At 62.5% G+C, this 11,901-nt stretch carries 9 protein-coding genes and 1 pseudogene; 2 read left to right on the top strand and 8 right to left on the bottom strand.

Translation table 11 applies throughout. The features are described 5' to 3' along the window. Positions 1–548: 548 nt before the first annotated feature. The 3 genes from MFF55_RS25260 to MFF55_RS25250 form a co-directional block, all read right to left on the bottom strand. Complete coding sequence (locus MFF55_RS25260) at positions 549–1,472, bottom strand: BLUF domain-containing protein (RefSeq protein ID WP_238246859.1); 924 nt, start codon at positions 1,470–1,472, stop codon at positions 549–551. A 30-nt stretch (positions 1,473–1,502) separates the two neighbouring features. Further along, positions 1,503–3,143, bottom strand: a complete 1,641-nt coding sequence (locus tag MFF55_RS25255) for a putative bifunctional diguanylate cyclase/phosphodiesterase (RefSeq protein WP_238246860.1) — start codon at positions 3,141–3,143, stop codon at positions 1,503–1,505. 647 nt (positions 3,144–3,790) lie between these two features. Then, complete coding sequence (locus MFF55_RS25250) at positions 3,791–4,018, bottom strand: hypothetical protein (RefSeq protein WP_238246858.1); 228 nt, start codon at positions 4,016–4,018, stop codon at positions 3,791–3,793. 491 nt (positions 4,019–4,509) lie between these two features. On the opposite strand from MFF55_RS25250, the gene MFF55_RS25245 reads away from it, so the two are divergent. Beyond that, a complete protein-coding gene (locus MFF55_RS25245; protein WP_238246857.1) occupies positions 4,510–4,662 on the top strand; it encodes a hypothetical protein in 153 nt (50 codons plus the stop codon). Between the two features lie 1,230 nt (positions 4,663–5,892). Here MFF55_RS25245 and MFF55_RS25240 read toward each other — a convergent pair. After that, positions 5,893–6,600 (bottom strand): sensor histidine kinase, encoded by a 708-nt coding sequence (locus tag MFF55_RS25240; protein WP_238246856.1) that lies wholly within the window; start codon positions 6,598–6,600, stop codon positions 5,893–5,895. Then, on the bottom strand, positions 6,534–6,950 hold the full coding sequence (locus tag MFF55_RS25235; RefSeq protein WP_238246855.1) for a DUF4118 domain-containing protein: 417 nt from the start codon (positions 6,948–6,950) through the stop codon (positions 6,534–6,536). The genes MFF55_RS25240 and MFF55_RS25235 overlap by 67 nt, the downstream gene beginning before the upstream one ends. Positions 6,951–7,075: 125 nt before the next feature. Between MFF55_RS25235 and MFF55_RS27315 the strand changes: the two are divergent. Further along, a pseudogene (locus tag MFF55_RS27315) lies at positions 7,076–7,270 on the top strand (IS6 family transposase); the annotation flags it as partial. A gap of 235 nt (positions 7,271–7,505) precedes the next feature. On the opposite strand, the gene terL reads toward MFF55_RS27315, so the two are convergent. The 3 genes from terL to MFF55_RS25215 are packed head-to-tail and all read right to left on the bottom strand — an operon-like array spanning position 7,506 to position 10,940. Beyond that, positions 7,506–8,951 carry a phage terminase large subunit gene (gene terL / locus MFF55_RS25225; RefSeq protein WP_238246854.1) on the bottom strand — a complete coding sequence of 482 codons (1,446 nt, stop codon included), beginning with the start codon at positions 8,949–8,951 and terminating at the stop codon, positions 7,506–7,508. Positions 8,952–8,962: 11 nt separating this feature from the next. After that, positions 8,963–9,493 (bottom strand): DUF5681 domain-containing protein, encoded by a 531-nt coding sequence (locus MFF55_RS25220; RefSeq protein WP_238246853.1) that lies wholly within the window; start codon positions 9,491–9,493, stop codon positions 8,963–8,965. Then, a complete protein-coding gene (locus MFF55_RS25215; RefSeq protein WP_238246852.1) occupies positions 9,486–10,940 on the bottom strand; it encodes a site-specific DNA-methyltransferase in 1,455 nt (484 codons plus the stop codon). The genes MFF55_RS25220 and MFF55_RS25215 overlap by 8 nt, the downstream gene beginning before the upstream one ends. Positions 10,941–11,901: the final 961 nt, after the last annotated feature.

The following is an 11,901-nucleotide window of genomic DNA, read 5'->3' as shown; positions in this document are numbered from 1 at the left end:
GGGTCAACGCCTCGCCAGCTAAGTTAGAACTGATGTCGAATAGCTGATCTTCAAGATCTACGGCGATCCCCGCCAGAGATCCGCAAGAAATTCTACCAGCATAACCTCAGCCCTTGCCTGCAACTCGCATGCGCTTCGATCCTGTTGCTGCAGTCTTCGCGCTGGGTGGTTTTGGCGTGTTGGCTTTTGCGCCAAGCCCGAGCTTGGAGAGCATCGGCGCAAGTGCAGGCTGTGCTCTCGCAGCGCTTGTCGCTTATTTGCGTCCCGTTCGCAAAGCGAAGGGCTCACCCGCACACCTCAGCCCAGGTGTGTCAGCGCAGCAGGGACGCCCATCTGCGTCTCCGCCGGTCAAGGAGCTTCGATCTGGTGCCTATCTAGACAGGCCACACTCAGCGCTCCTGATGCCTGTTGAGGCACTCAAGCAAGGCCGCTGAATTGTGGGAAGGTCTCAGCTGTGCGGGTAACCTCCGTCCACAGAAGCTATCGCCGACAGCAAGCATGAGAGCCATACTGCTCGGCTGAAGCTCAGTTGGCGGCTAAGGCAACCCTTACGAAACAGCCCGGACCAAGGCGCTTGGTTGTCCCTGGCTGTGCGACAAGGAAGGCTTGCTCTTCAGTTGACCCGACTGGCTCGTTACGCCGCGAGCCTCCTGGCTCATGCTGGTTGCCAGAAGCTGCGCACGGCCGGCCCAGACGTCCCGCTCACCACGCAGCGCATCCGACTGCTCCTGCTGAAGTGCAAGCGCAACGCGGGCCTCGTCGAGCTGATTGCGCAAGTCAGTCGTGAGCTGACGCTCCTCAGCAAGAGCAGCGCGCAAGATGCCAAGCGCCGCATCTGACCTCGTCTCACCAGTAGCCCTGCCCACTACTGCAGTCTGGACTGCAGTAGTGCCACGGCTCGGCTTCGCAACAATATGCTGTGCAGCGTCAAGAGCTCTACCTGGCTGCGGCAGCTCCGCGCGAACCTTCTCCACGTCCAACACTTTACCGGCCTTCTCAGCGACCACAGGTGGCGTCGGCAGGGCTCCTCCCGTGATGGGCAAGCCTTCCTCGTCCATCACAAGCTCGTGCAGCATGGCGAACACGGCGTCACCGTCGAGCCGCGATAGATCGAAGTCGCTCTTGGCTGCAATCCCGTCCCAACGAGCGCGCCCCACTTCCGATTGTCCTACGAAGGCCATCGACCAATTGGAGAAGCAACGGTTCTCGACTGGACCACACTGCAGGACTGTCACATCGCCGTGGCGGGGATCGCACTGGATCCGCTCAAAAGTATGCTCGACGCCCAGCTTGGGTCCTTCCAGTACCTGCGCGAACGCGCCTGCGTTAAACATCAGGGCGCCTGTGACATCAACCTTGGTGTTGTTGCGCTGAGAGGCTTCCAGGATCTGCGATACCTCTTGCGCGATCTCTGCGTCCGATCCTTGCAGGAGGTTCTTGCTGGCATAAACGAGGCGGTACAGGTCACTCACGACGGCGGCTCCAGGCGGGCAGTGGTCAGTTCAGTAGGTTGAGCGTTCGGCAGAGAGGAATTTCAGGACCTCAGAGGCGGGAACTGGTCTGCTGATGAGGTAGCCCTGCACATCCGTGCAGCCCTCCGCCCGGATGCGTTCCATCTGATCTGGTGTCTCGACCCCCTCCGCGACGGTCGTCATGCCGAGACTTTTGCCAAGGCCTGCGATGGCACGGATGATTGCTTCGCCATCTCGCTTGTCTGAGAGATCCTTCACAAAGGAGCGGTCGATTTTGATCTTGTCGAAAGGGAACGAGCGTAGGTAGCTCAGGGACGAGTAGCCAGTGCCGAAGTCGTCCATGGAGACGCGCACACCTAGCTCTCGCAAGCGGTGCAGGGTCTGCAAGGTCTTCTCGCTCTCATGCAGGAGGACACCCTCGGTGATCTCCACCTCAAGGCGCGTGGCTGGAAGTCCCGAGGCTGAGAGGGCCGACATAACCATCTCGACGAGGCGCTCACTTTTAAACTGCGCAGGAGAGACGTTGACGGCAACAGAAAGCGGCGCTGGCCAAGTGACTGCGTCGCGGCAGGCTTGGCGCATGACCCACTCACCAATCGGCACGATAAGGCCGATCTCCTCCGCCAGGGGGATGAAGTCGAGGGGCGAGACCATGCCGCGCACCGGGTGCTGCCAACGGATGAGTGCTTCGCAGCCGATGAGACGATTGCCTTCCAGTTGCAGCTGAGGCTGGTAGTGCAGCTGGAACTCTCGGCGGGCGAGGGCTTGGCGCATGTCGAGTTCGAGCTGACGGCGCATCTGCATGCGCGCATCCATCTCCGGCTCGAAGAAACGATAAGTGGCGCGTCCATCGAGCTTAGCCCTGTAGAGAGCAAGGTCAGCGTTCTTCAGGAGCTTGTCGACATCTGCGCCATCGTTTGGCGCGAGCGCGACCCCAACGCTCGCACCGATGCTCAGCAGGTGTCCGTCAACCATGTAGGTTCGTCCGACCAGATCAACGATCCGGCGCGCTAGGGCTTGGGTGTCAGAGGCCTCTCGCACCCCAGTCTGGAGGATGACGAACTCATCACCACCGATCCGCGCCACCGTGTCGGTGGGGCGCACGGTCGAGCGCAGGCGGTCAGCAACCTTGCTCAGCAAGGCATCACCCATGGGGTGACCGAGCGTGTCGTTGACGGGCTTGAAACGATCGAGGTCGATCAACAGGACAGCACAAGCCTCGCCATTGCGGTGCAGGCGCCCTAATGCTTCCTTGAGGCGCTCGTGCAGCAGAAGGCGGTTTGGTAGTCCCGTGAGTGGATCCTGCCGGGCAATCTCATCGGCCCGGACCTCAGCGGCTCGGCGGGTCGTGACGTCCTCGAAGGTGATAGCCCATCCCTTGTTCTCAACAGGGTACAGGCTGACCTCCAGCAGGTGCCCCTGAAGCGTCATTTCGAATGTGCTCGATGTACGTTGCGTGATGCAACGGGGCAGGTGCGCTCGCACATGCCTCCAAGTGTCCCCTGCGCTGTTGCGAACTGCGCGTAGAACCTGCCGGACAGAGGACCCTTGCGTAATTGGCGCCTCATGATCGCCTAGAGAGCGCAGGTTCTGACCGGAAGTCAGTATGACGTGCCCGCGCTGGTCGATGAGCAGCAGGCCGTAACGAACGGAGTTGAGGTAGGGCAGCAGCGTCGGAAGAGCCGTAGCAACGCTTTGACGCGCTGATACCTTGGTAGCCCGATCGTGCTCAGGTCTGGACGCAGCGCGCAAGGACGAGGGCATGGCGAGAAGCCTCAGGTTGTCCAGCCGGCATGCCCACGACGCACATCGGATTTCGATTTATGCTCGTAGCGGAAGATCGTAAATTTTTTCTTTAAGATTTTCGTGTAGGATTTTACAAGTAACTGCAATAGTACTAAGATGTATTCTCAGCAAGATGAACAGCTTGCTGTCATGCTTGTAATTAGATCCATTGTTACTCTCAGATGCTGCCCTGTTCCACTGGGGCTTGCCCCTGCGGAACAGTCTAGACGGCCGCCCAGGTCATTTCAAATGGATGGCTCAGCATTCTGGAACGCACGATCCGCTGAAGCCTCACAACCTATTGGACCAGCCGAAGCGGACCTGCCGCCGCTGACGAGGCGTCCCCCAAAGATTTGCTATGCCTCAGCTAGCGACTTTCGTTAATCCTGCATTGAACGTCTTCTCAGGGTCGAGGACGAAACTACCCAATCAGCCGGTTGGGTCAGGGCGCCGGGCCTTGGCATGATGGGCAAATGCCGGAAGCGCGAGAACAGGCCGCGCGTCGAACTCAGCGGCGACTCCATCGGAAGCGCTCAGGCGTAACGCAACCCCGCCCTGAAGGCGGCGGCCAGACTTTCCATGACATTGCGGGCCATGGCCTCGGCAGGAATTCCTGCCTTGGCAGCGGCCTCGACATGCGCGGGGTGGACGAAAACGGCGACGACATCCCGCACCACAACAGCAGCGCCGTCGGCCCCGTAGTTAAGGGCCGCGGTGAGGATGGCGTCGATCTGGAACTTGCTGACGACGAAGGCGCTCATGGTGCTCTCCCATCGGGCCGCCCGATGCGGCCTCGTAGGCGGCCTGGTGCCGGCCGTGACGCGCCCCGCAACGGAGGCCGGAACGGAGAGGAGGACCCCGACAGGGGTTGCCGGGAGCGCGGCCGCGCCGGTCGAGGGGTGCCAGGCCACGAGGGCGGCCGCCCGGACGTCGGCGAGCCGGCCTCAAGGGCAGCCCCCATATGCTGCGCCACACCTGCGCGACCTGGCTCCTGCAGCGCGGCGTCAAGCGTTCCTGATGGCGGAGCTCGGGCTCTCGGCCGAGCCGCACCCAACCCACGCCAGCTACATCGCCTCCTGGCTCAAGGCTCCTCCGGGAAGACAACCAGGCGATTTTCACCGCCGCATCGGCCGCCTCCCGGGCCGCCGCCTTCCTCGCGCGGACCCCCGGGTGAGGACCACCTGTGGATCCCCGGGCGCGGAGGGATTCGCGCCCGGGCCAGGCCCGCTACCGAGGGACTGAGGAGAGCGTCATGCGTACCGTCATCGCCGCCATCGCCATCATCGTCACCGCCACCGCGGCCAGCGCCAGGCAGGAATGGTACCCGGCGCCACAGATCTACGAGCGGGCCTTCAAGGCCGCCCACGCGCGCTTCGTCGGCAGATCGGTCAAGCTCGATGCTTGACACTGGGCGCACCGCGCCGAGGCTAGCGGTACTACGCAAGCTGCCCACAGCCTTGGCCTTCTCGCAGGCCTCAACATCGTCGGTTGCGGTGATCTGGACCATCGACGCGACAGCGCCTTGCTCCTTGATCAGGGTCACGCGGTAGGCTCGTTCGCCGCTCTCGGTCGATGCCGTCACACCAGCCGATTCCCGGGCCGTCAACTTCCAGAACTTCATGGCCAAGCTACATAAATCCGGTTCTTACTCCTGAAAACATGGGGTCGGTCGCCGTCAACAGCGGATGGCCCGGTGTCGCGCCCGAGGGCGGCGGACCCGATGCTCGGGCCCAAGCCATTTACTGTCAGAGCCGTGGAATGGTCTCACGGACCGCGGCGCAGCCGAGCCTCGGGTGCGCCTCTTAGCAAAGCGATTTGGCAGAGAACCGATCGGCGTGCCCTGACGACCCGCGCCCTCAAGGCGCGGACGTCTCCTCCACTCCGGCAAGCCTGCTCGACCTCCCTGCAAAGACGGGAGAAGCCAACGAACCCAAGAGCACCCGCGGCGGAAACCATGACGTGGGACTCATATGCGAGAGTGCTCCCGTCATTAGATGTCGGGGCAAACCTTTCCTGGAGCTCACTTCCCAAGAGTTCGAGCAAGTCGTGCGTTTCGTTGTGCCCAAGCGTGAAGCGTAGTTCGTCGAGCAACTTCAGATCCAGGGATGCGGGACCTGCACAGTCATAGGCGGTCGGATCGCTATATCGTCTATCCATGTTGCGATACACCGACAGTTACGAGACAAAACGCAAAATTGATATTTGTTATAAGTGATGAAGGTGGCGCTTCGTAGCTGCTGTGGGGCTGCAATCCATGCGCTCACCTGGGTCAGATCGCACACAACCAATCGCCCGACAAGGAGAGCTTGACCGCTGTGGGACTAGCTTCCGCTTAGCTGTGTTGGAAGCGCCACCTAAAACCGAGGATGGTTTCCTGAGACCATGAACAACCATGACGTTATTGATGAAACGTCGATGCCCATTGTGAGGTATCCCTTTGCGGAGCGCCTGACGCGAGGCACACTTCTCAGTGAGCCGTCGCCAACGACAGCAGAGCAGCAATCCTGGCTGGATGACGCAGCGCCTTGGTGAGGTGTGGATGAGCAAAGCACCCGAGCAGGTCGAGCCGAAATGCCGTGCCGCCCTGATCAATCCAAAAGGACGGGGCTAAACGTCAAGTTCGTGCCTTTCGCGATTATCGAGCCGGAAATGACACCTGCACGATTGTACCCAGCGCGCCCCGATCCGGCTCGAGCACCAATCGGCCGCCCAATTGCTGAGCCATGGCGTTCATGAGCTTGCTGCCTAAACCACCCTGACCACCCTCCCGCGGCTCGCGTTGGGGAGTGAAGCCGGTTCCATCATCCTTCACCTGCAGGATGAACTCACCCTCGTGCTGACGAAATGACACGCTGACGGTGCCAGGTCTTTCCTCTGGAAAGGCGTACTTGAGGGCATTCGTTACAGCCTCGTTGATGATCAGGCCTACGGCAACCGCATTCTCGTGCGCCAAGGTATGCGCCTCCAGGTGCGACTCGACGGTGATGGGCTGCAGGTCGACGAGCGAGGCTTTCAGGTCCTCGTACAGCCCGGCAATGAACTCATGCGTGTCGACGACCGGCTTTGCCTCACTGCCGACACGGAGGCGCTGATGCACTCGCGACATCACCAGCACGCGGTTGGTCGTGTTCATGAGCGCAGTCTTGGCCCTCTCGTCCGTGAGCTGGCGCCCCTGCGTGCGCAGGATCGCGGTCACAACCATCATGTCGTTCTTGAAGCGGTGCATGGCCTCGCGCAGGAACAGGTCTTTGGTCTGCTCTGCCTCGTGAGCACGGGCTAGCGCCTCCTGAGCACGGGCCAGCGCCTCCTGAGCACGGGCCAGCGCCTCCTCGGTTCGCCACAAGGCTTGCGGAGCTGATCGAGCAGGGCGCTGAGCCCAAGGCCGACGGCCACGAACATGGCGAGCGCGAACCGATCGCGCGGCTCAGTAACTTCGATGCTGCCGATGGGCGGCAGGAAGAGCGTAAGCAGCCCGGCACTGAGCGCTGTGGCGAGGTAGCCGCTGCCATGGATGAACAGGGCACCCGAAATAATGATGGCAAGGTAAAAGAAAAAGAACGGGTAGATCTGCAGCTGTGACCAAGCCCATCTTTCGACGGCGAAGGCTATTGCAACGAGTAGGATCGTTGAGGGGTAAGCAATCGAGCGTGGGTGGCCGCGGAACAGGTGTGAGAAGAACAAGGGGCGCGGCATGAGTCCGTTTCTGCGGTCGCGCCAATGGAGTGCTCGGCGGCGCCACTGCGCCCGCTGATATAGAGCGCAGGCATTGTCACGGGAAGTGGTGACGGCCTGTGTCTCAGCGGGGTAGGGCAGGGCTCATGCAGCCGGTCAGCTACGCCCGCCATCAGTCCCCGCCCGAGGTCATCCGGCACGCCGTCTAGCTCTACCTGCACTTCACGCTCGGCTACCGTGACGTTGAGGAGCTCCTGGCTGAGCGCGGCATCGAGACCACTTACGAGAGCGTCCGGCGCTGGATGATGAAGTTTGGGCCTGTGTTCGCCCGCAACTTGCGCCGTCTTGCGGCCTAGATCCACTCAGCGCTTCCTCAAGCCTTCAGGCTGCAGTCCAGGACACGTTCTACCTTCAACGCGATCTGACCTCCCGTCTCACACTTCGCGCGTTCAGGGCGGATGCATGGCAACAAGCGACAGCGACTGCTCGAGAGGAGAGAGGTGCTGCCGCTATCACGAATTCACTCAGACTGCCGTGACGATGCTGATGATGGCGTAGGATTTCGCGACTGCGATGCTACCGTCGTACGCTTCCCAGCCGCCGCCCTGTCACAGGATCGCGCTGGATGAACCCCGTTCCACGCGGCGAGCCCGACCATTCCAGGAACTGCACCAAGCTGTCGACCTGATCGTCGTAACGCCCACGCGGAAAGGCCAGCAGTTCACGTCGAAACGCCTCGAGCCACGGCGCCTGCAGCGGCAGCCAATACCGTCCCGTTTCTAGCCGGGCGGTCTGCCCCTCGAAGCGCGTCTGCTTATCCTGACGGGGTTTGGCTCCGGCCTGGAACAGTGAGGTGGGCTCTTCCGTCCGCAGTTGCTGAAGCAGCGAGATGCCGGAACCGGCGTGTTCGATGAGCACGAGATCGGCACGCCAGCGGCGGGCCAGCCCACGCACCCGATGCTTCAGGTCTGGAAAGTCCAGCCGCTCACGCGCTACATCGAGTAGGTGCCAGCTGTCTCTGTGCAAACCCCACGTCAGCCCCACGGAGAAGTCGCTGGTCGTCTCTGCCATCAGCGCCGTATCCCAGCTCTGCACGACAAGCTGGTACGCCTCACGCGGTAGAACCTCGTCGTAGCTGCCAAACCACTCCCAGCGTACGCGGTTGCCGCCAGGCGGCGTCGGATCCTGCTGATACTGCGCCGAGAATGCAAAGGTGCCCATCTCGAGCCGCAACTTGTCGAGCACTTGTATGGGCTCGCGCTCCGGGCACAGCGCCTCGTCCTTTGCGCGGTGATGAACCTGACCGAAGCCGATTGCGATGACCTCGTCCACCATGGCTATCGCTGGCAGGTTCAGGTGCTCGAACTGGCCGGTCGAGATCAAGTAACCCGCCAAATCATCCTCGTGCAGCCGCTGCTGAATCGCGATGATCCTCCCTGCCCCCTTGTCGTTCAAGCGCGAGAGCAGCGTCTGCTCGTAGTACGCCTTCACTCGCTCCCGCTCAGTCGCTGAGCCCGCATCAGCCGCCTTCATCAGGTCGTCGATGATGATCAGGTCAGCGCCAAAGCCCGTTGCCGCGCCGCCCAGCGAGATCGCCTTGCGGCCGCCCCGGGCAGTGGTCAGCTGCTCGTCCTCGCGATTGCCGCCCACTGCCAGCCGCGTGTCGAGGAACAGGGCTTTGTACCAGTCCTCGGACAGCACTGCCCGGAAGTCACGCGCGTGCTTGGTCGCGAGCTCGCCGCCGTAGCTGGCAACCATGATCTTGAGGGTCGGATCGCGCCCGAGCAGCCAAGCAGGCAGGGCGACCGCGGTGCAGATCGACTTCAGGTGCCGCGGGGGCACGGTGATCAGCAGACGCTGGCACTCGCCCCGCGCCACGCGCTCAAGCGCCTGGGTCATAGCCCGTACGTGCCAAGCGGGCGTGAACGCTCCACCGGGGTGAAGCGCCTCGAACGCGCGCCAGGTGAAGAAGTAGAGGTGCTCGCGCAGGATCGCGTCGCGTAAGCTGAGATCGTGGATCATCACCCTTCTCCTCAGTGGCTGGTGGGCGAGGAAGGGTGGATCGTGTCTTGCTCAGGCTCCGCGATGTCGTCGTTTAGGCCGCGCTCCTGTGTAGTGGCCTCGGCACTCGCATCGAGCAGGGTGGCACCGCTGCGGATCAGAGTGGCGAAAGCGGCAATGATCGTGCGATCCGTGCCGTTTAGGGGCACGGATGGGACCGGGTTGTGGCTTTGGCTGTCGGTACCAACGGATGTCGACAGGCCAGTCAGGTCACGCACCAACCGGATGGCACGTGGATCACCGCGGCAAGCATCATCTACGATGCGGCGGCCGATGACCTCACGCTTGGTCAGGCGCTTCTCGCGCCCACCTTCGCGCACGATGACCATCCGGTCGAGTTCGCGCTCGGCAGCTGCCGGCAGGGACCTGGGCTTCTTTGGTCGACCCTTTGGGTTGCCGCACTGCCCCGGCTTGAAGCGGGTCTTCAGCGGTGGTCGGCCGTAGCCGACCTCGTACTCCGGCTCGGTATGGCGGCGAGGCCGTTTGGGTGGCATCTCAGACATGAGCGGCCTCCCCAATCTCGCCGCGCGACTCGCCCGGGACGCCCATGCCGGCCTGACCTTCAGGCTCACTCGTGCCTACCTCAACGCGTCGCCGCTGAGCGACGTCGGCGAAGGGCTCTCCTGTGGTGTCGAGCACGGCCACCTCTCCGGTCAGCGCCTGCCAGCGGCGGATCGCTACGTCGACGTAGTCCGGCTCGAACTCAATGCCGTAGCCGACGCGCCCGGTGCGTTCGGCCGCGATCAGCGTAGTGCCCGACCCGCAGAAGGCGTCGAGCACTCCGTCACCGCGCCGCGTACAGTCCTTGATCGCGTCCGCGACGAGTGCGACCGGCTTGACCGTCGGGTGAGAGGCAAGCTCTGCCATACGGTGACGTCCGAAGGTGTTCACACCAGCGTAGTCCCAGACGTTGGTGCGGTAGCGCCCGTGCTTGCCGAGCTCGACCGTGTTCAGGTGGGCGGCGCCCGGCCGCTTGAGCACAAAGACGAGCTCGTGCTTCGAGCGGTACATGGATCCCATGCCGCCGTTGGTCTTGTTCCATACGCAGATGTTGAGTTGCTCAAGCGCAGCACTCCGCGCCGCGGAGGTAAGCTCGAAGACATGGCGGTGGTCCATGGCGAGATACATCAGCCCGCCCGGCACCAAGCTGTCTCGCAAGTATCCCATGGCAGAAGCGAGAAAGCCGATGAATGCCTGCTCGCTCATCTCGCCGGATGCCATCGCGAACTCGCGGTGCTGCACCCGGCCTAAGCCGCAGACGTGACCGGAGACGGGCACGTTGTAGGGAGGATCGGCAAACACCATGCGCACGAGCTCGCCCTGGAGCAGGGCAGCATAGGCTTTTACATCCAGCGCCGAGCCACAGAGCAGGCGGTGCGCTCCAAGCCGCCAGAGATCGCCCGGGCGCGAGACAGCAGTTTCGGCTGGGGGCGGACAAGCGTCGGCGGGATCGGTTTTGGCCTCGACTGCAGCGCCATCCAGGATGAGGTCGATCTCGGCGGTCTCGAAGCCGGTCAGCTCCAGCTCGAAATCGAGCACTAGGCCTGTAAGTTCTGAGAGTTCGAGCGCCAAAGCCTCGTGGTTCCAGCCAGCGTTCTCTGCCAGGCGGTTGTCGGCCAGCCGGAAGGCGCGCAGGCGTTCAGGCGAGAGATGGTCGACGCGGATGGCAGGCAGGCGAGGCAGTCCGAGTTGCTTGGCGGCGAGCCAGCGGCCGTGGCCAGCGGCGATGGTGTTATCGGGTGCGAGTACGATGGGTACGAGGAAGCCGAACTCGCGAAGGCTGGCGGCGATCTGAGCCACCTGCTTGTCGGAGTGTTGTCGCAGGTCGCGCGCATAGGCCTTGGGCGTGTCGATAGGCACAAGCTCGACGCTGTCGGCCAGGAAAGTGTTGGAGAGGAGCGGGACGGGCGCTGCGGCAGAACGCGGCCGTGAACGGGGTGATCTGGACATGGGAACCTCGATCGAAAGCACGAGCGAAAGGCGCGTGCGGGGGAACGGAGGATCTCAGGTCAGGTGGGGCGGGGAGCATCAGGGCAGCACAAGGCAAGCGTCGACGTCCCCCTTTCCCCATGACCAGGGATCCGGGTGGAGGTCGTCTGCTGCCCGCGCTTTGGATCACCCACTATGGGGTTCGGTGCTGCCGACTAAGAGTGCGGTGCGAACCCACTGACGTGGATTGCGCCCTGCGTGCTCCGTTCAGGGATGCCGCTGCTCCTGCCGAGCTTGCTAAGGCGCGCTTGTGCTCGCGTCAAGAACAAAGTGCGAACATACTTGTGGCATCGATCCCTGATTGGTAGCGTCTTAATCCCTGTTTCATGCACTAGGGAAATCGGCTCCAAGTATCTGTTGGCGCGAGGGGATTACCTGCAGCGCAAGGCGCTCAAGCCCTGTATTCCGCGTGAGTACCCTGTTCTTTCCGCGTAAACAGGGAAGCCGCCTCAGAGACTGGTTCGCAGGTGACTGCGCCCACCACCAGGCAGTCTCTGAAAAAGCACGGATGCTGGGTGCTTTGAGAGAATGCCGGTGGCACAGCGACTTAGCTCCTCAGTTTAGCAGCTCCACCGGTCTCTGGCTGACGTTCCAGGTCCAAGTAGGCCTGTCTCGGGCTCTGTCTCAGCTGCTTCAGAAAGCGTTTCCGCAGATGCTCGGATGCGAGCTGATGCCGCATCGCTTGATGGTACCCCTAGGCCTCGTACCCTGGTGAGCGGGTACCGTCCCTCGGGCACAGGAACGGACCCTATCGTTCCTGTTTGATCGTCACTGGTAGATGAGTGCCTCGCCGTAAGGCGTTGGAGCTACAAGCCGAGCGCCTGCTCCTGCTCGGTCCAGGCGACTGGCAGGGCAACCAAGTTCCTGATGCCGATGCCCCGCGGCAGCCGTCCATCGACGTTGGCCTGCACGATGGCGGGCG

The organism is Methylobacterium iners, assembly GCF_022179305.1.
GTDB classification, from domain to species: domain Bacteria; phylum Pseudomonadota; class Alphaproteobacteria; order Rhizobiales; family Beijerinckiaceae; genus Methylobacterium; species Methylobacterium iners.
The sequence above is the reverse complement of the archived record's forward strand: the minus strand, read 5'-3'. Positions and strand labels throughout refer to the sequence as shown.